At 70.3% G+C, this 22064-nt stretch carries 22 protein-coding genes and 1 rRNA gene; 10 read left to right on the top strand and 13 right to left on the bottom strand.

Going from position 1 to position 22064, the window contains the following annotated elements:
* Positions 1–39 precede the first annotated feature (39 nt).
* Genes AC5RV6_RS14855 through AC5RV6_RS14840 form a run of 4 tightly spaced genes read left to right on the top strand, consistent with a single transcriptional unit; the run spans position 40 to position 4172 of the window.
* On the top strand, positions 40–897 hold the full coding sequence (locus AC5RV6_RS14855) for an enoyl-CoA hydratase (protein WP_494008130.1): 858 nt from the start codon (positions 40–42) through the stop codon (positions 895–897).
* A gap of 11 nt (positions 898–908) precedes the next feature.
* Positions 909–2087 (top strand): acyl-CoA dehydrogenase family protein, encoded by a 1179-nt coding sequence (locus AC5RV6_RS14850; RefSeq protein WP_494008129.1) that lies wholly within the window; start codon positions 909–911, stop codon positions 2085–2087.
* Positions 2084–3052, top strand: a complete 969-nt coding sequence (locus AC5RV6_RS14845) for an acyl-CoA dehydrogenase family protein (protein WP_494008128.1) — start codon at positions 2084–2086, stop codon at positions 3050–3052. The genes AC5RV6_RS14850 and AC5RV6_RS14845 overlap by 4 nt, the downstream gene beginning before the upstream one ends.
* A 7-nt stretch (positions 3053–3059) precedes the next feature.
* Positions 3060–4172: an acyl-CoA dehydrogenase family protein gene (locus tag AC5RV6_RS14840; protein WP_494008127.1), complete on the top strand. Its 1113-nt coding sequence runs from the start codon at positions 3060–3062 to the stop codon at positions 4170–4172.
* A gap of 132 nt (positions 4173–4304) precedes the next feature.
* Here the strand turns inward: AC5RV6_RS14840 and AC5RV6_RS14835 are convergent, their stop codons facing one another.
* Positions 4305–5033 carry an SDR family NAD(P)-dependent oxidoreductase gene (locus AC5RV6_RS14835; RefSeq protein ID WP_494008126.1) on the bottom strand — a complete coding sequence of 243 codons (729 nt, stop codon included), beginning with the start codon at positions 5031–5033 and terminating at the stop codon, positions 4305–4307.
* 138 nt (positions 5034–5171) lie between these two features.
* On the opposite strand from AC5RV6_RS14835, the gene AC5RV6_RS14830 reads away from it, so the two are divergent.
* A complete protein-coding gene (locus tag AC5RV6_RS14830; RefSeq protein WP_494008125.1) occupies positions 5172–6038 on the top strand; it encodes a CoA transferase subunit A in 867 nt (288 codons plus the stop codon).
* Complete coding sequence (locus AC5RV6_RS14825; RefSeq protein WP_494008124.1) at positions 6038–6796, top strand: CoA-transferase subunit beta; 759 nt, start codon at positions 6038–6040, stop codon at positions 6794–6796. The genes AC5RV6_RS14830 and AC5RV6_RS14825 overlap by 1 nt, the downstream gene beginning before the upstream one ends.
* A gap of 14 nt (positions 6797–6810) precedes the next feature.
* On the opposite strand, the gene AC5RV6_RS14820 is transcribed toward AC5RV6_RS14825, so the two are convergent.
* Entirely contained in the window at positions 6811–7431 is a 621-nt protein-coding gene (locus AC5RV6_RS14820; protein ID WP_494008123.1) for a TetR/AcrR family transcriptional regulator, read from the bottom strand.
* Between the two features lie 128 nt (positions 7432–7559).
* Between AC5RV6_RS14820 and AC5RV6_RS14815 the strand changes: the two genes are divergently transcribed.
* Positions 7560–9161, top strand: coding sequence for an AMP-binding protein (locus AC5RV6_RS14815; protein ID WP_494008122.1), 1602 nt, complete (start codon positions 7560–7562; stop codon positions 9159–9161).
* Positions 9162–9299: 138 nt separating this feature from the next.
* On the opposite strand, the gene AC5RV6_RS14810 is transcribed toward AC5RV6_RS14815, so the two are convergent.
* The 6 genes from AC5RV6_RS14810 to AC5RV6_RS14785 all read right to left on the bottom strand — a co-directional run bounded on the left by AC5RV6_RS14810 (position 9300) and on the right by AC5RV6_RS14785 (position 16179).
* Positions 9300–10520 carry an acetyl-CoA C-acetyltransferase gene (locus AC5RV6_RS14810; RefSeq protein ID WP_494008121.1) on the bottom strand — a complete coding sequence of 407 codons (1221 nt, stop codon included), beginning with the start codon at positions 10518–10520 and terminating at the stop codon, positions 9300–9302.
* Positions 10520–11356: an SDR family oxidoreductase gene (locus AC5RV6_RS14805; protein ID WP_494008120.1), complete on the bottom strand. Its 837-nt coding sequence runs from the start codon at positions 11354–11356 to the stop codon at positions 10520–10522. Before AC5RV6_RS14805 ends, AC5RV6_RS14810 begins: the two co-directional genes overlap by 1 nt.
* Positions 11357–11496: 140 nt before the next feature.
* Positions 11497–12258, bottom strand: coding sequence for an ABC transporter ATP-binding protein (locus AC5RV6_RS14800; protein ID WP_494008119.1), 762 nt, complete (start codon positions 12256–12258; stop codon positions 11497–11499).
* Complete coding sequence (locus AC5RV6_RS14795; protein ID WP_494008118.1) at positions 12255–14078, bottom strand: branched-chain amino acid ABC transporter ATP-binding protein/permease; 1824 nt, start codon at positions 14076–14078, stop codon at positions 12255–12257. Before AC5RV6_RS14795 ends, AC5RV6_RS14800 begins: the two co-directional genes overlap by 4 nt.
* A 2-nt stretch (positions 14079–14080) precedes the next feature.
* A complete protein-coding gene (locus tag AC5RV6_RS14790; RefSeq protein ID WP_494008117.1) occupies positions 14081–14938 on the bottom strand; it encodes a branched-chain amino acid ABC transporter permease in 858 nt (285 codons plus the stop codon).
* Complete coding sequence (locus AC5RV6_RS14785) at positions 14935–16179, bottom strand: ABC transporter substrate-binding protein (RefSeq protein ID WP_494008116.1); 1245 nt, start codon at positions 16177–16179, stop codon at positions 14935–14937. Before AC5RV6_RS14785 ends, AC5RV6_RS14790 begins: the two co-directional genes overlap by 4 nt.
* 162 nt (positions 16180–16341) lie before the next feature.
* Between AC5RV6_RS14785 and AC5RV6_RS14780 the strand changes: the two genes are divergently transcribed.
* Entirely contained in the window at positions 16342–17133 is a 792-nt protein-coding gene (locus tag AC5RV6_RS14780; RefSeq protein WP_494008115.1) for an SDR family NAD(P)-dependent oxidoreductase, read from the top strand.
* Positions 17134–17140: 7 nt separating this feature from the next.
* Here the strand turns inward: AC5RV6_RS14780 and AC5RV6_RS14775 are convergent, their stop codons facing one another.
* A complete protein-coding gene (locus AC5RV6_RS14775) occupies positions 17141–17884 on the bottom strand; it encodes an SDR family NAD(P)-dependent oxidoreductase (RefSeq protein WP_494008114.1) in 744 nt (247 codons plus the stop codon).
* 107 nt (positions 17885–17991) lie between these two features.
* On the opposite strand from AC5RV6_RS14775, the gene AC5RV6_RS14770 reads away from it, so the two are divergent.
* Positions 17992–18489: an acyl-CoA thioesterase gene (locus AC5RV6_RS14770; protein ID WP_494008113.1), complete on the top strand. Its 498-nt coding sequence runs from the start codon at positions 17992–17994 to the stop codon at positions 18487–18489.
* A gap of 4 nt (positions 18490–18493) precedes the next feature.
* Here AC5RV6_RS14770 and AC5RV6_RS14765 read toward each other — a convergent pair whose 3' ends face one another.
* Positions 18494–19270 (bottom strand): enoyl-CoA hydratase-related protein, encoded by a 777-nt coding sequence (locus AC5RV6_RS14765; RefSeq protein ID WP_494008112.1) that lies wholly within the window; start codon positions 19268–19270, stop codon positions 18494–18496.
* 71 nt (positions 19271–19341) lie between these two features.
* On the opposite strand from AC5RV6_RS14765, the gene AC5RV6_RS14760 reads away from it, so the two are divergent.
* Complete coding sequence (locus AC5RV6_RS14760) at positions 19342–20550, top strand: NADH:flavin oxidoreductase/NADH oxidase (RefSeq protein ID WP_494008111.1); 1209 nt, start codon at positions 19342–19344, stop codon at positions 20548–20550.
* 29 nt (positions 20551–20579) lie between these two features.
* Here AC5RV6_RS14760 and AC5RV6_RS14755 read toward each other — a convergent pair whose 3' ends face one another.
* The 3 genes from AC5RV6_RS14755 to rrf form a co-directional block, all read right to left on the bottom strand.
* A complete protein-coding gene (locus AC5RV6_RS14755) occupies positions 20580–21050 on the bottom strand; it encodes a nuclear transport factor 2 family protein (protein ID WP_494008110.1) in 471 nt (156 codons plus the stop codon).
* A complete protein-coding gene (locus AC5RV6_RS14750) occupies positions 21035–21808 on the bottom strand; it encodes a hypothetical protein (RefSeq protein WP_494008109.1) in 774 nt (257 codons plus the stop codon). Before AC5RV6_RS14750 ends, AC5RV6_RS14755 begins: the two co-directional genes overlap by 16 nt.
* Positions 21809–21968: 160 nt before the next feature.
* Positions 21969–22064, bottom strand: a 5S ribosomal RNA gene (gene rrf / locus AC5RV6_RS14745); the annotation flags it as partial.

Here is a 22064-nt window from a genome sequence, read left to right as displayed (position 1 = left end):
TGGTAAGTGTTGGTTGAAGCATCCCAGAGAGGAACCACGATGCAGAACGACGAAGCCGGCGGGGTGGTGACATACGAGGTGCGCGGCTCCGTCGCCGTCGTCCGCCTCAACCGCCCGCAGTACCGCAACGCGCAGAATTCGAAGGTCACCTACGCCTTGGATGCCGCGTTCACCCGCGCCGTCAATGACGACGCCGTCAAGGTGATCGTGCTCGCGGGCAACGGAAAGCACTTCTCGGCCGGCCACGACATCGGTTCCCCCGAGCGGGACGCCGATCAGAGCTTCGAGCGCCGGGCGGTGATCTGGTGGGACCATGTGGGCGCCGAGGGCGTGGACTCCCGGTTCGCCCGCGAATCCGAGGTCTACCTGGGCATGTGCCGGCGCTGGCGGGAGATTCCCAAGCCGATGATCGCGATGGTGCAGGGCGCCTGCATCGCCGGCGGCCTGATGCTGGCCTGGTCCTGCGACTTCATCGTCGCCGCCGACGACGCGTTCTTCTCCGATCCCGTGGTGCGGATGGGCATTCCGGGGGTGGAGTACTTCGCCCACCCGTGGGTGATGAACCCGCGCGCGGCCAAGGAATTCCTCTTCACCGGCGACCGCTTCACCGCCGCCCGCGCCCGCGAGCTGGGCATGGTCAACCACGTGGTCCCGGCCGCCGAGCTGGAGGACACCGTGATGGCGATGGCCGGGCGGATCAGCGCGATGCCCCGCCTGGGGCTGGCCCTGGCCAAGAAGGCCGTGAACCAGGCCGAGGACCTGCAGGGCATGCGCGCCGGCATGGACTCGGTCTTCGGGCTGCACCACGCGGCCCACGCGCACAACGCGGAGGTCGGCGTCGACTCGCTGGCCGGAATGGGAGTAAAGAGCATGCGGAACGCGGCGGTGCAGTCATGAACGGCGACGCGATGAACCTTGATCTGACCGAGGAGCAGCAGGCCTTCGCCGCCGAGGCGCGGGCCTGGCTGGCCGCCCATGTGCCTGCGCAGCCGCTGCCGTCCATGGACACCGCCGAGGGCTTCGCCGCGCACCGCGAGTGGGAGGCCGAGCTGGCCCGCGGCGGCTGGTCGGTCGTCTCCTGGCCCGAGGAGTTCGGCGGTCGGGGCGCGGGCCTGATCGAATGGGTGCTGTTCGAGGAGGAGTACTACCGCGCCGGGGCACCCACCCGGGTAGCCCAGAACGGCATCTCGCTGCTGGCGCCCATCCTCTTTGAGCACGGCACCGACGACCAGCGCCGGCGCTACCTGAAGGACATGACCGACGGCTCGCTGATCTGGGCGCAGGCCTGGTCGGAGCCCGGGGCGGGCAGCGACCTGGCTGCCATCCGCAGCACCGCCAAGCGCGACGACGAGCGCGGGGGCTGGCTGCTGAGCGGCCAGAAGACCTGGAGTTCGCGGGCGGTGTGGGCGGACCGCGGGTTCGGCCTGTTCCGTACGGATCCCGAGGCCCAGCGGCACCGCGGGCTGACCTATTTCCTCTTTCCGATGGACGCCCCGGGCCTGAGCGTCCGGCCCATCACGCAGCTGGATGGATCCACCGGGTTCGCCGAGCTGTTCTTCGACAACGTCTTCGTGCCCGACGCCGACGTCCTGGGCGCACCGGGCGACGGCTGGCGGGTGGCCATGAGCACGGCCGGCAACGAGCGCGGCCTGTCGCTGCGTTCCCCGGGCCGCTTCTGCGCCGCCGCCGACCGACTGATCGACCTCTGGGGCGCCCTGCCGGATCCGGATCCGTCCGCCCGCGACGCCGTCGTCGACGCCTGGATCAAGGCGGAGGCCTACCGGCTCTACACCTGGGGCACGGTGGGCACCATGCAGGAGGGCGGCGACATCGGCGCCGAAGGCAGCGTCAACAAGGTGTTCTGGTCGGAGCTGGACATCGCCCTGCACGAAACGGCGCTGTCCCTGCTCGGCCCGGACGCGGAGCTGCGCGGCGCCCCCGCCGTCGGCGACGGCCGCTGGGCGGAGGACTACCTGTTCTCCGTGGCCGGGCCCATTTACGCCGGCACCAACGAAATCCAGCGCAACATCATCGCAGAACGGCTGCTCGGTCTCCCCCGCGGCGGCGACGCCAGGAGGAAGCCATGAAATTCGTGCTCAGTGAAGAGCAGCATTCGCTGGCCGAGGCCATCGACGAAATCGTCGAGAGCGCGGGCGGCACCAAGATCGCCCGGACCTGGGCCGACGGCGACCCGGCGCTCGGGCGGGCCCTGTGGGCCCAGCTGGCCGAACTCGGCCTGTTCGGGCTCTGCGTGGCCGAGGACGACGGCGGCCTGGGCGGCACCGCGGTGGACCTCGCGGTGGCGTTCGAACGGCTGGGCTACCACGCGGTTCCCGGACCCTACGTCGAATCCGCGGCGCTGCTGCCGGACCTGGTCGACGCCGATGTGCGCGCCGGACTGCTCGACGGCTCGGTCATTGCCACGGCCGCCGTCCCCGGCGCCGCGCCCTACGCCCTCGACGCGGCCACGGCCGACCGGAGCTTCCTGGTGGACACGGCGTCCATCGCGCCCGCCGCGGCCGGTCCCGGCGTCGCGTCCCTGGACCGCACCCGCACCCTCAGCCCGCTCACGGCGGCAGGCCCGGCAGCGGACCTCGACCCGGCCGTCCGGGCGCTGGCGGTGGACCGGGCCGCGCTGGCCTGCGCCGCCGTCCAGCTGGGCGCCGGCGAGCGCCTGCTGGCCGAGGCCGTGTCCTACGCGAAGATCCGCGAACAGTTCGGCCGGCCGGTGGGCGAGTACCAGGCCCTGAAGCACCAGCTGGCCAACGTCCGGATCGCCCTGACCTTCGCCCGGCCGCTGATCTTCAACGCCGCCCTCGACCTGGGCGGGCCCGACGGCCCGCGCAGCGTCTCGGCGGCGAAGGTCGCCGCCACCGACGCGGCGGACCTCGCCGCCCGGGTCGGCCTGCAGGTCCACGGCGCCATCGGCTACACCGAGGAGCACGACCTGGGCCTCTGGTTCACCCGGGTCCGCGCCCTTGCCGGTGCCTGGGGCACCCCGCGGCAGCACCGGGACCGGCTGGCTTCCCTCCTCCTTCCTTCCACCCGCTGAGGACACCATGGACTTCTCCCTGACCGAAGAGCAGAACGAACTCGTCAAGATGCTTCGGGCGGTCCTGGACCGCCATGCGACCTCCGCCGCGGTGCGCGACGCCGCAGCCTCCGAGACCGGCTACGACGCGGACCTGTGGCGTGTCCTGGCCGAAGAGATCGGCGCCGCGTCGCTGGCCATCCCGGAGGAGTACGGCGGCGCCGGCTTCACCTGGTTCGAGACCGGGCTGGTCCTGGAGGCCCTGGGCTATTCGCTCGCACCGACGCCTCTGCTCGCCTCCGCCGTACTCGGCGCCGCCGCGGTGCTGCACGCCGACGACGAGGCGGACCGGGAGCGGCTGCTGCCGGGCATCGCCGAAGGCTCCACCATTGCCACCCTGGCCTGGGCCGACGAACAGGGCCGCTGGCGCACCGACGGATCCGGCCTGACCGCCGTCGAAGGTTCCGGGTGGACCCTGGACGGCACCGCCACCCTGGTGCTCGACGGCGCCGGCGCGGACACCATCCTGGCCGTCGCCTCGACGCCGGCCGGCGTCGGCCTGTTCGAGGTGCTCGACACCGGGGCCGTGGAGCCGGCGGAGACCCCGGCGATGGATTCCACGCTGCGGGTGGCCACGCTGACGTTCCGCAAGGTCGCCGCCCGCCCGCTGGTGCTGGACGCCCGCGCCGCGCTGGAGGAGATCCGGGACATCGCTCTGGTGGCTGTCAGCTGCCTGCAGGTGGGCACCGCCCAGCGCGGGCTGGACATGACGGTGGAATACGCCGGGCAGCGGGTGCAGTTCGGCCGCCCGATCGGCTCCTTCCAGGCACTGAAGCACCGGATGGCCGACATGCTCGTGCAGGTGGAGACGGCCCGCACGGCGGCCTGGGCCGGCGCCTGGTCCGTCGGCACCGGCGCGGCCGACCTGCCGGAGCGGGCAGCGATGGCCAAGGCCTGGTGCTCCGACGCACTGGAGAAGGTGGCCTCGGAGACCGTGCAGCTGCACGGCGGCATTGCCATCACCTGGGAGCACGATGCGCAGCTGGTGTTCAAGCGGGCCCACGCCACGGGAGAGCTGTTCGGACCCGCCCGGGAGCACCGCAGTCGGCTGCAGTCCATGCTTGGCCTGGTTCCGGCCTAGACGCAGGTGGGCCCGGCGTCGCCTGAACCAGGCGACGCCGGGCTTCCTGCTGCAGAGCGCCTGACGGCCCAAGGGCTCCTGATCAGCGTCGAGATCAGCGCCATGAACAGGGCCGTGGACAGCGCCGTGGAGTCACTCCCCGACGGCCGTCCAGCCGCCGTCGACCGCCAGGCACTGACCGGTGACGAAGGTGGCGTCGAGCAGGAGGAAGAGGATGGCCGTGGCAATTTCCTCCGGCTGCGCAAACCGGCCCAGCGGGGTGCGCTTTTCCACTGCAGCGGTGTCGTAGCTGCCGCTGTCGATCACCGCCTGAACCATGGGCGTCAGGGTGTTGCCCGGAGCCACGGCGTTGACCCGGACCCCCAGAGGCGCCCACTCAATGGCCAGGTTCTGGGTCAGCTGACGCACGGCGGCCTTGGCGACGCCGTAGTCGGCCTGCTTCTCCCAGCCGCCGAAAGCCGTTGCCGAGGAGACGGTGACGATCGAGGCGGGCCGGCCCTCCAGTCGGCGGACCACTTCCCGGCTGACGGCCAGCGCCCCCAGCACGTGAATGTCGAAGACCTTGCGGGCATGCTGCAGGTCGGCCTCCATCGCGGGCACGAACAGGCCGCGGTTGCCGTGGCAGATCACGATGCCCGTCACGGTGCCCTGTTCCGCCTCCGCCTGCGCCACCGCGTCCCGGACCGCGTCCTCATCGGAGGCATCCACTTTGATGAAGCCGACGCCTGCGGGCATGGTTTCCGCCAGCGGGGGCTGCAGGTCGAAGATCGTCACCTGTTCCCCGCGGGCCAGGAGCGCCTCGACGACGGCGGCTCCGATGCCGCTGGCTCCGCCGGTGACGACTACGTGTGCTTGGCTCAATGTTTGGCTCCTTTGCCTTGTCCCTCCGGGTCCCGTCCGACCCGGAAACAGTGGGATTCCGGCCCATGCTAGCCTAGCGCCCTAACAAGCGCTAGGTTTAGTAGTAGTACTGCCGGCAGACACGCAAAGGAGCACTGCATGCCCAACAAGAAGATCGGGCTCTCGGACGCCATAGCGTCCATCGAGTCCGGAATGACCATCGGCATCGGAGGGTGGGGCTCCCGGCGCAAGCCGATGGCCGCCGTCCGCGAACTGCTGCGCAGCGACGTGAAGGACCTGACCGTCGTCGCCTTCGGCGGGCCCGACGTCGGCCTGCTGGTCGCCGCGGGCAAGGTGCGGAAACTGATCTACGGGTTCGTCTCGCTGGACAGCATTCCGCTGGATCCGCTGTTCACGGCCGCCCGCGAGCGCGGCGAACTCGAAATCAACGAATACGACGAGGGGATGTTCGTCACGGGGCTGCGGGCCGCGGCGTCGCGCCTGTCCTTCCTGCCCACCGTGGCCGGCCTCGGCTCGGACGTGCTGGCCGCGAACCCGCACCTGAAGACCATCGCGTCGCCGTACTCCGACGACGAGTACGTGGCCGTGCCCGCCATTCCGCTGGACGTGGCCTTCATCCACGCCAACCGCGCGGACAGCGGCGGCAACGCCCAGTTCCTGGGCCCGGACCCGTACTTCGATGACCTGTTTGCGATGGCCGCCAAGCGCACCTTCGTCAGCACGGAGCGGATTGTGGAAACCCGGGACCTGCTCAACCAGGGCTCGTTCCACACGCTGATGCTCAGCCGCATGTACGTCACCGGCGTCATCGAAACCCCGCGCGGCGCGCACTTCACCACCTGCGAACCGGACTACGGCCGCGACGAGCGCTTCCAGAAGCACTACGCCGCCTCCGCCAAGGATCCGGACACCTGGCGTGCCTTCACCTCCGAATTCCTCGACGGCGACGAGGCCGGCTACCTCGAGGCCGTGGACCGCTTCCACGCCGCCCAGGAGGTGAAGTGATGGCTGCCGACGTCACCCTCGCCGAGATCTGTGTCGCCGCCTGCTCGGACACCTACCGCGAATCCGGCGAGATCCTGGCCCACGCCGTCGGGATCATTCCCACCATCGGCGCCCGCCTGGCCAAGCTCACGCACTCCCCCGACCTGGTCCTCAGCGACGGCGAGGCGTTCATGATGAGCGAGCCACCGCCCCTGGGCAAGACCGCGGCCGCCGGCGGCGTCATCGAGGGCTGGGCGCCGTTCCGCCGCATCTTCGACATCGTGGCCTCCGGACGCCGGCAGAGCATGATGGGCGCCAGCCAGATCGACCGCTACGGCAACCAGAACATCTCCCTCATCGGAGACTGGAACACGCCCAAGCGCCAGCTCATCGGCGTCCGCGGCGCCCCGGGCAACACCGCCAACCACCGGGTCGACTACTGGGTCTCCCGGCACAGCCCCCGGCTCTTCGTCGAGGCCGTGGACATGGTCTCCGGCGTCGGCAACGACCGGGCCCGCGCCGCCGGACCCTCGCTGCGCCACCACCATCTGGGCGTGATCGTCACCAACCTGGCCGTGCTCGGCTACGACGACGACGGCGCCGTCACGGTGCTCTCCATCCACCCGGGCGTGGACCCGGCGACGGTGGCCGAGAATACCGGCTTCGCGCTCGACGTCGACGGCGCCCCGGCCACCCGCATCCCCACGGAGGAGGAACTGCGCCTCATCCGCGAGGAGCTGGATCCGCGCGGGGCCAGGACCCGCGAAGTGCCGGACTGACCGGCGCCCGCCGATCAGTCCTGCAGGAGGCCGGAGTGAATCAGTTCGAGGAAGTGGCGGCCGGCGCTTTCAGCCGAGTGCCGGCCGCCGGGGCGGAACCAGCGCACCGAGGACCACATGCCGTCGCGGATGAAGCGGTAGGTCATCGCCGAGTCCAGATCCGCCCGGAACACGCCCTCGCGCTGCCCGTCCTGGATCACGTTCTGCCAGATCGCCTCGATCTTCGCGCCCTCCTGGGCCACGAACTCGAAGCCGGGCAGCTTGGCCAGGAACGCGGCCTCGTTCTGGTAGATGCCGACGGCGTCGGGCTCCTGCTCGATGGTCCGGAACGCGGTGCGGACCAGCTCGTCGAACATGTGCAGCGCTCCGCCGCCCTTCTCGGCGATCTCCTCGCAGCGCTCCCGCAGGCCGACCATGAAGGTCCGCAGGACCTCGTCGAGGATCGTCTCCTTGGAGGAGAAGTGGTGGTAGAGGCTGCCCGAGAGGATGCCGGCTTCATCGGCGATGTCCCGCACCGTGGTGGCCGAGTAACCGCGGGTGGCGATCAGCCGGGCCGCGATGGCCAGCAGCTGTTCGCGGCGCCCGGAACCGGGCTCGCTGGCCGCGGCGCGGTCGGTTTTCCTGCTCGTTGCCATTCCGTCTCCTCAGGTTCCAGTTCACCAAGCGTATGCTCGATTATCCCGCATCCGCCGCCGCGGCCGCGCCCGCCGCGCCAGCCTCCCGCACACCGCACCGCCTCCTGCCCTGAAAGGATCCACCCCTGATGCACCCCGCACAGACCCTCCCCGAGCTCCTTGCGCAGATGGCGCGGCTCGGCGACCACCCCGCCGTCGTCGACCGGGACACCGCTGTCTCCTACCGCGAGCTGGACGAGCGGGTAGCCGAGGTCTCCCGCGGCTACCTCGCCCAGGGCGTGCGGCCCGGCGACCGGGTCGCGGTGTGGTCGCCGAACCGGCTGCAGTTCATCCTGGCCATGCTCGGGGCGCAGGCGGTCGGGGCCGCCGTCGTGCCGCTGAATACCCGCTTCACCGGCCACGAAGCCGCGGTGATCCTGCGCCGTTCCCGGGCCTCGGTGCTGGTGGTGGCCGGCGGTTTCCTCGGCCGGCGCCCGCTGCAGGCGCTGCGGGCGGCGGCCGCGGACGCGGACCCCTCGTCCGGCCCGGTGTCCGGGCTGCCGGCGCTGGGGCTCGTGGTCGACCTGGACAGCACGGCGGATACCGACGGCGAGATGGCGTGGGACTCGCTGCTGGCCTCCGGCCGGTCCGTGGACGACGCCGCGTACGCCGCCGCCGTCGCCGCCGTCACCCCGGATGACGTGTGCGACATCGTCTACACCTCCGGCACCACCGGCCTGCCCAAGGGCGTGATGAGCGCGCACCGGCAGACCCTCGGCGTGGCCCGGGCGTGGTCGGCCGGCGCCAACCTGGAACCCGAAGACCGGTACGCGGTGGTGAACCCGTTCTTCCACGGGTTCGGCTACAAGGCCGGCATGATCGCCTGCCTGGTGGCCGGCGCCACCATCTATCCGGTGGAAACCTTCGACGCCGGCGCGCTGCTGGAGCTGATCCAGTCCGCCCGCATCACGGTGCTGCCGGGCGTGCCGACGATCTTCACCTCGCTGCTCAACCATCCGGACCTGGCGGAGTTCGACACGTCGTCGCTGCGTTTCGCCATTGCCGGGGCGGCCACCGCACCGGAGACCCTGTTCCGCGACATGGTGGAGGTGCTGGGCTTCCGGACCGTGGCCCAGGCCTACGGGCTGACCGAGTGCGTGGTGGCCACCATGTCCCGGCCGGGCGAGTCCCTGGACCACGCCAAGCAGACCACCGGCCCGGGAGTCGAGGGCATCGAGGTCCGGGTTGTGGACGCCGACGGCGCCGACCTGCCCGTCGGCGAGGACGGCGAGGTCCTGCTGCGCGGCGAGAACGTCATGCTGGGCTACTTCGAGGACCCGGAGGCGACCGCCGCCGCGATCGACGCCGACGGCTGGTTCCACACCGGGGACATCGGCCGGCTGGACGAGCACGGCTGCCTGAAGATCACCGACCGGCTCAAGGACATGTTCATCGTGGGCGGGTTCAACGTCTACCCGGCGGAGATCGAAAACGTGCTGCGCCAACACCCGGCGGTGAATGAGTCCGCCGTCGTCGGTGTGCCGGACGAGCGCATGGGCTCGGTGGGCCGGGCCTACGTCGCGCTGCTGCACGACGCCGATCCGGTGCCGACGGCGGAGGATCTGCGGGACTTCTGCCGGGCGCGGCTGGCGAACTACAAACTGCCGCGGGAGTTCGTGATCGTGGAGGACTTCCCGCGCAACGGCACCGGCAAAGTCCTGAAGACGGAGCTGCGGTCCCTGCCGGCGTAGCCGGAGCTGACACCAACGGCCGGGGGCCGGAAGGAAACCCTGTTTCCTTCCGGCCCCCGGCCGTTTCGGGCTGTTCGCCGGCCCGGTGGGCTGCACGGCGGCGCCGGACAGGCCGCTGCAGTGCAGCCCGCCGCGGTGTCAGCTGAGCCGCTCCAGGACCATGGCCATGCCCTGGCCGCCGGCCACGCACATGGTCTCGACCGCGAACTGCTCGTCCCGTTCCTGCAGGGCGTGGATGGCGGTGGTGGTCATCCGCGCCCCGGTCATGCCGAACGGATGCCCCAGGGCGATCGCTCCGCCGTTGACGTTGACCTTTTCCGGGTCCATGCCGAGGTCCTCGATGGAGGGCAGGACCTGCGCGGCGAAGGCCTCGTTGAGCTCCATGATGTCCATGTCCGAGACGGACATTCCCGCGTTCGCCAGCGCCTTCCGCACCGCGGGCACCGGCCCGAGCCCCATCAGCTCCGGCGTCAGGGCCGAGACGCCGGTGGACACGATCCGAGCCAGCGGCGTCAGGCCGAGCTCGGCGGCGCGCCGGTCGCTCATGATCACCAGGGCCGCGGCGCCGTCGTTCAGCGGGCAGCAGTTGGCGGCGGTGACGGTGCCGTGTTCCCGGAAGACCGGCTGCAGCGCCGAGAGTTTCTCCAGGGTCACGCCAGCCCGCGGGCCGTCGTCGCGGGACACCACACTGCCGTCGGGCAGGATCACCGGGGTGATGTCCGTGTCCCAGAAGCCGCGGGCGGCCGCGGCCTCGGCGCGGTTCTGGCTCAGCACGGCCCATTCGTCCTGGGCGGCGCGGGAGACGCCGCGCACCTGGGCGACGTTCTCGGCGGTGTCGCCCATGGCGATGTAGATGTCCGGCAGCTCCCCGTTGGCCCGGGGGTCGCTCCAGCGGGCGTCCGGGTCCTTGGCGAGCAGCTTGGTGCGCTCCATAGCCGCGAACCACGCCGGGTTCTTGGTGTCCGGCATGCCGTCGGACTTGCCGAGCCCGAACCGGGAGACCGTCTCGACGCCGGCCGAGATGAAGACGTCGCCTTCACCGGCCTTGATGGCGTGCAGCGCCATCCGGGTGGTCTGCAGCGAGGAGGAGCAGTAGCGGTGCACGGTGGTGCCGGGCACGGTGTCCAGGCCCAGCTGCATCGCCACCATCCGGCCGATGTTGTAGCCCTGTTCGCCGGCCGGCTGCGCGCAGCCCATCATCAGGTCCTCGACGGTGGCGGGGTCCAGGGCCGGCACCGCCTCAAGCGCCGCGCGCACCATCTGGGCGGCGAGGTCATCCGCCCGCATTTCGCGCAGCGATCCTTTGTGGGCGCGTCCGATGGGTGAACGGACTGCGGAAACGATTACCGCCTCGGTCATCAGTGTGCTCCTTCTGTTCGGTTGAGTCTCAGGGACTCCGCGTTGGGAGTGTGCGCGAGGAAGGCCGGCCATTCCCCGCCGCCGTCGACGTCGAGGACGGCTCCGGTGATATGGCTGGCCAGGTCGGAGGCGAGCATCACGCAGGCCGAGCCGATCTCGGCCGGGGCGGCCAGCCGGCCGCGGGGAATGGTGGCCGCCACCCGGGCGTAGCTGTCCGCATCGCCGTAGTGGTCGGCGGCGCCGTCGGTGGCGACGAGGCCGCAGCTGACGGCGTTCACCCGGATGCGCGGCGCCCACTCCACGGCGAGGCTGCCGGTCAGCGATTCCAGAGCCGCCTTGGCCGCGCCGTAGACGGCGGTGCCCGGGCTGGGCCGGCGGGCGCTGATCGAGGTGATGTTAATGATCGAGCCGCCCTGGCCCTGGGTCATCATGACCGGATGCACGGCCCGGGCGACGTGGGCGGCGGAGAGGAAGTTCAGCTCCGTCACGGCCCGCTGGTACCGGGCGGAGCCCTCCTCGAAGGGCCCGAACGGCGAGCCGCCGGCATTGTTCACCACCACGTCGATCCGGCCGCGGCGGGCCGCGACGTCGTCAATCCAGGCGCGCACCTGCTCGTCGTCGCGCACGTCCAGCCGACTGAACCGGACCGCCGCTGCCGCGCCGTCGGCGGCGGAGGCAGCCGGCCCGGGTTCGGTGCGGCCGCAGGTCTCCACCGTGGCGCCGGCCGCCAGGAAGGCGTCGACGACGCCGGCGCCCACCCCGCGGGCACCGCCGGTGACCAGGACGACGCGCCCTGTGAGGTCAATGGTGATCGACATGAGTTTCCCGTCCCTCATCGCAACAGTATGAAAGCAACCTACCAAACAAATGCTAGGTTGTCTCGCAGTCTCCGGATTTCATCTGGGATCCGGGCGAAAGGCCGGAGCCGGAAACCGCTGTGCGGTTCCCGGCTCCGATGTTCGGCGGGGGCCGGCGATCAGCTCGTCACGGCCCGGTTTCCCCGCGCCGGGGCCCCGAAGTAGGCGCGCTTGAGTTCCTCGAGGTCGAGCGATCCGGCCGGGCCGGCCAGCACGTTGCGCCCCATGTCCACCACCACCACGTCGTCGGCGATCGCCACGGAGGCCTCCACCGCCTGCTCGACCAAAAGGATGCCGATTCCGGTCTCCTTGAGCTCGGCCACGCGCGCCATGACCTCCTTGACGACCACGGGGGCCAGGCCGCCGGAGGGCTCATCCAGCAGCAGCAGCCGGGGTCCGGCCATCAGGGCCGAGCCGATGGCGAGCATCTGCTGCTGGCCGCCGGACATGCTGCCGGCCGGCAGTGAGCGCTTCTCCTTGAGGACGGGGAACAGTGCGTAGATCCGCTCGATGTCCTCGTGCAGCTCGGACCGCCGGACCCTGCGCACCCGGCCTCCGAGCAGCAGGTTCTCCTCCACGGTCTGCGCGTGCAGCACGCGCTTGCCCTCCTGCACGTAGGACATGCCCATGCGTACGCGCTCCGCCACCGTCTTCCGGTCCACCGGTTCGCCGTCGAACTCGATCCGGCCCCCGGCGAGCCGGTTCAGGCCGGAAATGGCCCGCAGGGTCGTTGTCTTGCCGGCGCCGTTGCGTCCCAGCAGCACGGTCAGCCGCCCGGGCTGCACCTCGAAGGAAACGTCCCAGACGACCCGCAGGTCGCCGTACCCGGTGACCAGCCCCTCCACTTTCAGCAGGGGCGTTGCCGCGGCTGAAGCGCTCATCGCTGCACCTCCGGTTCCATTTGTGATTCGTCCTCCGCTTCGACGCCGAGGTACTCGTTGAGGACGCGCGGGTTGGACTCGATCTCGGCCGGCGTGCCGCTGGCCATCACCTCTCCGTGGGCCAGGGCCACGATCCGGTCGGCCAGGGAGAGCACCAGCTGGAAGTTGTGTTCCACCAGCACCACGGTGCCGCCTGCAGCGGTGACCTTGCGTACGACGGCGGAGAGCAGTTCCACCTCGTGTTCATCCAGCCCGGAGGCCACCTCGTCGAGCAGCAGGACACCCGGCCGGGAGATCAGGCAGCGGGCCACTTCCAGCATCCGGCGCATGCCGAGCGGCAGCGAGGCCGCCTCGACGTCGCGGTGCCCGTCCAGCCCCACCATCTCCAGGACGCGTTCGGCCTCCATGCGGTCCTCCCGGCACACCCGCCGGAAGCCGGGCAGCTGGAGCACTGCGGCGGGAATCGAGGCGCGGCTGGAGGTGTACCGCCCGGCAACCACGGCGTCGTAGACGGAGATCCCCTCGGGGATGTTGGGCGTCTGGAAGGTACGGGCAACGCCGGCCCGCGCAACCGCGTCCGGGCGCGCGGATTCCAGGCGGCGCTCATCCAGCGAGATGGAGCCTGAATCGGTGCGGTAGAACCCGCTGATCATGTTCAGCAGCGTGGTCTTGCCGGAACCGTTGGGCCCGATCACCGCGGTGACCTTGCCCGGCTCGGCCGCCAGCGAGACTCCGCGCAGCGCCTCGTTGCCGCCGAAGGCCTTGGATACGTCCCTGACCTCCAAACGACGTCCATGGAAGGCGATGGGCGCATCGTCCACCGGCACGGAGGCGGCGGGCAGCCGGTGCCCGGCGCGCTCCGCCCGGGCGTCCAGGCGGGCGACCGCGGAGCGCAGCAGCCCGGCGATTCCGCCGGTGAGGAAGACGCCGCCGATGATGAGGAAGATGCCGGTGAAGACCAGTGAGTACTGCTGGAACTCGCGGGAGCTGTTGGTGGCGAACTGCAGGATGGCTGCCCCGATGAGGGCTCCGTAGACGCTGGCCGAACCGCCGAGGATCGAGGCGGCGAGCACCGTCGTCGCGAAGGTGAACGCGAAGGCCTCGGGCGAGACGTACAGGTCCACGTTCGCGAACAGGCTGCCGGCGAGGCCGGCGGGTACGGCGCCGAGCGAGTAGGCGAGGAGCTTCATGCGGAACACGGAGATGCCCAGCGACGAGGCCAGCACCGGGCTGCGCTTGAGGACGCGGAAGGCGACGCCGTGCCGCGAGACGATGATGTTGCGGACCACGATGAACCAGAGAATGGCGACGACAGCCACCACCATGAAGAGGGCATCATCGGTGACCCGCTGGCCGAACAGAGTGGGCGAGGTGATGCCGCTGAGTCCGTTTCGGCCTCCGGTGACATCCTTGAAGATGGCAATGACGTCCGGCAGCAGCAGGACCAGGAAGAACGAGGTCATCGCCAGCGACCAGCCGCCCAGGCGCAGGCCGGGGATGCCGGTGACCAGCCCAACGACGAGCGCGGCGGCGGCGCCGGCCGCGAGCTGGAGGAGAATTTCCGTGTGACCGGACTTGGCCATCAGCCCGGCGGTGTAGGCGCCGGCGGCATACATGGCGGCCTGGCCCAGTGCCAGCTCGCCGGCGTAGCCGAGGCTGAGGTTCAGGCCGCTCACGACCAGGGCCAGGATCAGGGTGAGCTGCACCTGCCGCTGGGCGGAGTAGGGGATGCCCAGGGTCGGCAGCAGCACGATGATGATTCCAAGCAGCAGCGGAAACACCCAGGGGGGAAGCGCACGGAGTCGGACCCACAACGCCATGGTCAGACCGTCCTTTCAGTGGCACGCACGAACAGCCCGGAAGGCCGCAGCAGCAGGATGGCGATCAGCAGCGCAAAGACCGCCAGAAGGGCGTATTCACCGCCGAGGTAGCGGGCGGCGAGGGCTTCAGTGAGCCCGACGATGATTCCTCCGACGGCGGCGCCGGGCATCGAACCGAAGCCGCCGATGGCCAGCACCACGAAACCCTTCAGCGCCAGCGCGGCACCCAGGGTCGCCACGGCGAAGGTCTTGGGGCCGACGAAGAGTCCGAGCACCCCGGCCAGGGCGCCGGCAAAGATGAACGTCATCAGAGCCAGCCGGCGGACGTTCACACCGCGCAGCTGCGCTGCCTCGGTGTCCTCGGACATGCCCCGCAGCGCCAGCCCGGTCAGGGAGAGCCGGCCGTAGACGGCGAATCCTCCCACGAGAAGCGCGACGACGAGCACCAGGGCGATCTCCACCGGGTAAACGCGGCCGCCGAAGAAATCGATCGCCGTATCACCGGCGAAGAACGGAACCTTCAACGGCTCCCCGCCCCACAGCAGCTGGGCGGAACCATCGAGCAGGACGGCGGCGCCCAGGGTGGTGACGAGGATGTTGTGCGGATCGCGGACAGGCCGGATGGCCAGCACGAATTCCAAGTAGGCGATTCCGGCCACCACGATCATGCCGATGGCCGCACCGATGATGGGGTTCAGTCCGAAGACCACCACCGAGGTGTACACGATGAAGGCACCGAACATGATCAGCTGCGCCTGGGCGAAGTTGAAGGTCTTCGAGGAGATGAAGACGATGTTGTAGCCGATGGCCACCAGCGCGTAGACCGCTCCGAGGGACAGGCCGCCGAGCAGCACGGTCATGGCCAGGAACCTGCCTGCAGATGGAACTGGCCGTCCTTGACCTCGGAGGGGGGAATGAACCGGAACTCCGTGCCGGGGAACTCGGCCGCGTGCCGCGTATCGCTGAAGACGTATTCCGTGAGCATCGCCGTGGGGGCGCCCTTGGTCACCTCGGGATCCTCCAGCGCGGCGGCAACCGCCTCGACGTCGTCGGTGCCGCCCACGGATTCGACGGCCTCCTTGAGCAGGATGACGGCGTCGTAGTTGGTGGCGAGGATCAGCGTTGCCTTGATCTCGCCCAGCCCAAGCATCGCTTCGACGGAGCGGTTGGTCTCCTCCGCGGCGGGGTCGTGGACGGTGCTGTGGAAGACCTGCATCACCAGGTTCCTGACCTGGTCGGTGCCCATGACCCCGGCGGGCGGCGGGGTGTTGACCAGGGCGGTGGCGGAGACCGAGGTGTTGCCGATGATCGGCACGTCCCAGCCGAGCTTCTCGATGCCCTGCAGGATGTAGCCCAGCGGTGCGCCGTAGGCGTCGAGCACCAAAGCGTCCGGCTTCTTGGCCCGCAGCGCTTCCAGCTGGGGCGTCATGTCCAGCGACGCGACGTCGTACTCCTCGTTGCCGAGCACCTTCACCCCGGCCTCCCCCAGGTCCTCCTCGGCGGCGGCACCGAAGGTCTCGCCGTAGGAGCTGCTGCCGTGCAGCACGGCGGCGGTGCCGTACCCCTGCTGCTCGAAGTAGGTGGCCACACCGCCGGAGACGTCGAGCGGACCGACCGCAATGTCGAAGTTGTACGGGAAGGCCGCGGGATCCCACGAGGTCTCAGTAGGACCGATGTTGAAGGAGACGATGCCTGCCTGGGAAATGATCGGCAGCGTCGCCTCGGCCACGGTGGAGGGGCCGGAGTTCAGGATCGCATCGGGCGGCGTGTCCGAATTGATCGCCTCGCGCACCAGGGTCACGGCGACGGTCGGGTCAGCCTGGTCATCGACCACCTTGACCTCCACGTCCCTGCCCAGGATGCCGCCGTCCTCATTGAGGACGTCCGCCGCCGCTTGGGCCGAAAGCACCGAGGTCGAAGCGTTGATGCCCATGACGCCTTCGGCGCTGAGCGCTCCCAGCACCAGGATGCGGTAAGGGTCGTCCTCGCCTGACCCGCCGGCGTCGGCGGAACCGGAGCAGCCGGCCAGGACCAGACCGGCAGCGGCCGCGGCGGCCGCAACCTTGGCGCCGCGACGGGCGCCGAACCTCAGAGCATTCATTGACTTCTTCTCCTTCGAAGACCATGCCGGACAGTGGGGGAACCATGGCCGCTTCATCGCCGGTAGCAAAACCAAGCGGTCGTTAGATCAGGGACGCTAACACAGCGACAGGTCCTTATCAATCGCTTGCTTGGTTGGCGGAACATGCCCTACGGTTCGGCAATGGAACAGAGCGAAAAAGCCTTCGTAAATGACGCCGGCGGTGACTTTTCAGGACGCCCTGGCGTGGCCTTGGTGGTCGGGGGTTCCGGAGGCATCGGCAGCGCGGTCTGCCGCACCCTGACCGCACGGGGCGCCCGCGTGGCGCTGACCTACCGCACCACCCGCCCCGGCAGCCTCCTCGCCGAGCTCGGCCCGGCCGCCGTTGCTCACGCCCTGGATGCGAGCGATGCCGACGCCGTGGCGGCACTGGCGGCGAACCTGGCCGACGGTCGCGACGGCGTCCACACGCTCGTTCACGCGGCGGGCCCGCACGTGCCCATGATGCACCTCTCCCGGGTCAGTCCCGCCGCCTTTGCCGGCCAGGTCCAGGCCGACCTGCTCGGATTCTTTACGGTCGCCACCGCCTTCCTGCCCGCACTGCGCGCCGCCGGCGGGTCGATCGTGGCCGTGACCACGGCCGCCACCCGGCGCTATCCGGTGCGTGACGGGCTCAGTGCGGCCCCCAAGGGCGGCGTCGAGGCGCTGGCCATGGCCCTTGCTGCCGAGGAGGGCAGGTTCGGTGTACGGGTGAACTGCGTGGGACCCGGCATGCTCACCGACGGGATGTCGGCCCGCCTCATGGCCTCCGGGGACCTCGACGAACGTGCCTTGGCGGTGGCCAGGTCCAACATCCCGCTGCGTCGGTTTGGCAGCGCCGCCGACGTCGCCGAGGCGGTCGCCTTCCTCGCCTCCGACCGCGCCGGCTTCATCTCCGGGCAGAAGCTCGACGTCGACGGCGGATACGGCGTCTGATCCGCGGTTACTGCGTGATTGTCCACCCGCCGTCGACCGGCAGGAACACTCCGTTGATGTAGGACGCGAGCGGGGAGAGCAGGAACAGCACCGCGTAGGCGATATCGTCGGGGTCGGCCATGCGCTGCAGCGGAATGCGCTCGAGCACGGCCTGACCGCGGCCGCTGGAGGCGAAGCCCTGGAGCCGCGGCGTGTCAGTCATGCCGGGAGCGACGCCGTTGGCCCGGAATTCCCGCCCCCGGTGGGCTGCAAGGTGGCGGACATATCCCATCAGGGCAGCCTTGGCGGCCGAGTACCAGTCCACCTCGGTGCCGACCAAGTTGCCGGCGACCGAGGTGGTGACCGCCATGGCCGCACCGTCGGGCAGGCCCTGCGCCGCCCAGGCCTCGGTGAGTCGGCGGACGCTGCCCACGCTGACTCCCAGGGCGTCATCGAAGGCCAACGGCGCTCCGGCGGAGGGGCCGGCGTTGTTGTGGAGGTACCGCACCGGCCCCAGCGCGCTCCGGACGGACTCCAGCCCCTCCCGGACCACCTCGTCTGAGGAGACGTCTCCCGTCACGGTGTGGAGGTCGCCGCCGACGGCACGGACCAGGGCGGCGGTCTCCTGGAGCCCAGGCGCGCTCAGGTCCCAGGCGCTGACGCGCAGGCCGAGCTCGGAGGCCCGGACGGCGGTGGCCCGCCCGATCCCGCTGCCCGCTCCGGTGATGACGATGACGTCTCCCGAGGTGAATCCGAAATCCGCTTCGGCCATGACTGCCCCTTCGGCAAAACAAGCAATTGTTTGTGTACGATGGCCAGCATACCCGGGCCCGGGGCGGATCCGGCCGCCGCGGCCTCCCTGACGATGAGGGGCAACGAATGGCTTCCCAGCAGTCCGCCGAACCGAGCGGCCGGCCCCCGCGGCCCGTGCTGCACCGGCATACGCAGCGCCTGAGCTACGCCGACACGGACCCGGCCGGCATCCTCTACTACGCCACCTGGTTTCCGCGGATGGAAGCGCTGCAGACCGAGTGGCTGTTTCTCAACGGCCTGCGGCAGGACACCCTGCTGGAACGGTTCGGCTGGTGGACCGTGTCACGTGCGACGCGTTGCGACTACCTCGCCGCCGCGCGGCTGTTCGATGAAATCACCATCGAACTCAGGGTCGGGGAGATCGGCACCTCGTCGGTCCGCTTCGACTTTGAGATGTGGCGCACCGCCGACCGGACCCTGGTCGCGACGGCGTCGAACTGGCTGGTCACGGTCTCTCCCGAGCAGCGGCCCATCCGGATTCCGGATGCACTGCTCCACTGCCTGACCGGCGCAGGAGAAGACGCCCGGGAACCGGCGGCGGAGCCGGAGCCCCGCGGCCTCTAGGGAACTACTGCGCCCGCCCGGCCCGCGCGGCGCTGAAGTCCACCGGTTTCTTGTTCAGGAAGCCCTCCCGCGCCAGCGCATACTCCGGGCTGGCAAGCAGCTCCGACTGCACGTCAAGCTCCCGCCGGGTGGCTGCACGCAGCGCGGGCGCCTCCGCTTGGCGCAGCAGCCTTTTGGTCTCGCGCACCGCTGCCTGCGGTGCGGCGACCATCCGCCGGACCAGGTCCTCCACCCGGCCCTGCAGCTCGGCGTCGGGCACCACTTCGCCGACCAGTCCCCACTCGGCCGCCAGCGCCGCAGGGATCCGCTCGCCGCCGAAGGCCATCCTGGCGGCCCGGGCGCGCCCGGCGCCGGCGAGCACGCTGTGGGTGGCCCCGCCGTCGGGAACCAGGCCCAGCGGCAGGAAAGGCAGCAGGAAGAACGCGGATTCGGCCGCCAGCACCAGGTCGCAGGCCAGCGCGATGGACGCCCCCACCCCGGCCGCCGGCCCGTTGACCGCCGCGATGACCGGCACCGGCACCTCAGCAATCAGGTTCACCAGCGTGCCGGCGGCATCCACGGTCTCAGCGGTCACGTCCGTGCCGAGATCGGCCCCCGTGCAGAATGCACGCCCTGCCCCGGTGAGGACGACGACGTCCGCGTCGCGTGCAGTGTCGACAGCCTGCGTCAGGGCGCGCAGCGTGGCGGTGGACAGGGCGTTGAGCCGATCCGGGCCGTTGATCCGCAGCCACGTCACACCCTTGTCGGACTCGGCCAGAATTTCGGTCTCAGCAGACGCCATGCGCGCCACCTCCAGTTCATCCGGTTACGTTTCGTGCACGCTACCAAACTATTGCTTGGTATTGTCGACGCATGATCGAGAATCCAGCATCGGAATCCGCGTCCGTGCCAGCTCTTTTCACCCCGCTGACCATCCGCGGCGTGACGCTTCGGGACCGCGCGGGCGTCTCGCCCATGTGCATGTACTCGGCGGAGGACGGCATGGTGGCGGATTTCCACCTCGCCCACCTGGGCCGCTTCGCCCTCGGCGGGGCCGGCCTGGTGATCGTCGAGGCGACGGCCGTCGAAGAGCGTGGACGGATCTCGCATCACGACCTGGGCCTGTGGAAGGACGAACAGCTGCCGGGAATGCGGCGCCTCGCGGCACTCCTCAGCACCCAGGGCGCAGTGCCGGGCATCCAGCTGGGCCACGCGGGCCGGAAGGCCTCGGTGCGTGAACCCTGGCTGGCGGGCGCCCCGCTGGATGCCTCCGATGCAGACGCCGGACGGGCTCCATGGCCTGTCGTCGGGCCCTCGGCCCTGCCCGCCGGCCCCGGCTGGCCGGTCCCGCATGAGCTCACCGCCGATGAGGTCGCCGGAACGGTCACGCAGTGGGTCGCTGCGGCGGTGCGCGCCGCCGCCGCCGGATTCCGGTTCATCGAGCTGCACGGAGCGCACGGCTACCTGCTGCATTCCTTCCTGTCCCCGGTCTCCAACACCCGCACCGACAGCTACGGCGGCGACGGGGAGCGCCGCATGCGCTATCCGCTCGAGGTGATCCGCGCCGTGCGTGCCGCGCTTCCCGACGACGTCATCCTCTCCTACCGGCTCTCCGCCGTGGACGGTGTGGCCGAGGGAGGGATGGACTTCGACGACGTTGTCGAGTTTGCCCGCCGCGCCGCCGAAGCAGGCGTCGACGTCATTGACACCTCGTCCGGCGGAATCAGCGCCGACCGGTCCACGGACACCCGCGTGCGCCGGGGGTTTGCGTTCCACGCGGACTTTGCCCGCGAGCTCAAGCGGCGTTCCGGCGCCGTCGTTGCCTGCGTCGGTTTCATCCTGGAGCCGGGGCAGGCCAGCAGTCTCGTGGCGGCCGGCGACGCGGACCTCGTCCTCCTGGGCCGGGAGATGCTCGACAACCCGAACTGGGTCCAGCATGCCCGCCGCGAGCTCGACGCCGACGAGGCCGGACACTGGGACGTGCGCTTCGGCAGCGCCCTGATGCCGCGCCGTCGCACCCTGGATCAGCTCGCCGCGGCCGGTGAAACACCCATGGCCCGCTTCCAGCCCGTCAGTTCGTAGGCGGGGCGGGAGCCGCCGTCACGGGAAGATCAGCGGGCCAGCAGGTTCCGCGCCGCGTCGTCTCCGGTCAGCAGCGCGTTGGTCCGGTCCGTGACGCGCCATCCGTCGTCGGTCCGCGTGAGGGTCCAGTGGTTGGCGCTCACCCGTTCGGCGACCCAGATTCCGTCCCGGTGGACGAGCACGACCGAGTGGTTCACCGCCGTGGCCGTGTCGCCGTCGATCCTCACCGCCGGCGCGCTGAGGAAATGGGCGCAGCCCGCCGCCATCAGTTCCCGGTGGGATTCCAGCTCCACCAGTCCGCCGAGCTGCGGTCCCCGGAGCGTTGTCGTTTCGCCGGCCATCTCGAAGGAGTAGGTGCCGCCGTCGGCCCAGAGCGCGCCGATCCCCGGTCCGTTTCCCGAATCGGCCAACGGGCCGTAGCCGGCAATCAGGTCGAGGATGCAGGCGCGGTCTTCGAGCGCCCGCAGGCGCTCCTCCAGGCCGCTCACCAGTCCTGCCACGGGACGATGGTGCGAAGGGTGGAGGAGAAGAGAACTTCCCCGGGCTCCCCTGCCCCGCCTTCCGCTGCACCGAGCGCATCCTCGGCCGACTGGATCCGCCGCCCGGTTTCCTGGACCTCCTCGTCCAGATAGAGCATGCGGATCCGCAGGCTGCCGGGCCGCTGGTGTGCGGAGGCCTCGAAGGGCAGCGAGCTGTGCTGCTGGGGGTGGCTGAAGGAGAAGGTCCAGGCACCCGCCACACCTTCCACGGCCAGGAGCCCGGGGATCAGTTCCCGGTCCTCCCACGCGAAGCGGCTGTGGACCTCCGGAGCGTGAGGCTCCTCGTAGCGGGTCAGCGTGAGGTGAAGGCCACGATTGGGCCGGTAGGGAAGGACCTCGGGGCTGACCAGGGCCCGGGGCGAGGCATAGCCCTTCACCGGTCGAAAGAACCCCAGGAGCGGACGCTGCACGCCGGGAATGATGGGACCCCTGCCCCACTGGTAAGACGCTTCACCTAACCGGTCCCACTCGGCGACGCTCTCCTCAACCGGGGAACGGAACCAGTACATCGCAACGTAGTCCGTGCCGGCGAAGGGTCCGGCGGCGTGACCTGCGGGACCGTCGGGTGTGCGTGTCCGGGCCCAGCGGTCACCCCAGGCGACCCCGGGAAGGGCAAGGTTCTCGGGACGGTGGTCCAGCTGGTGCCATCGGTTGTATGCACTGTGCTGGGATTCATCCGTAAGTTCAACGAACGAGAAAAAGGCCAATTCAGCGGGCAATGCGGCTCCTCCGGTCAGCGCGTGTCCGAGCACGCTACCAAGTGGGGCGGTTGCCTGTACGGCGCAGTCCCACCCTGAGGGACCGGGGCCGGAGCTCCAGGAGAGGGCTTAAACAGTTCGGGCCCCGCAGCGCTGCGGGGCCCGAACTGATTCAAAAGATGTCCGGCGGTGACCTACTCTCCCACACCCTCCCGGGTGCAGTACCATCGGCGCTGTGGGTCTTAGCTTCCGGGTTCGGAATGGGACCGGGCGTTTC

The organism is Arthrobacter saudimassiliensis (genome assembly GCF_059090665.1).
Note: the sequence above shows the minus strand (reverse complement) of the source record. Positions and strands in the feature narration are given on the sequence as shown.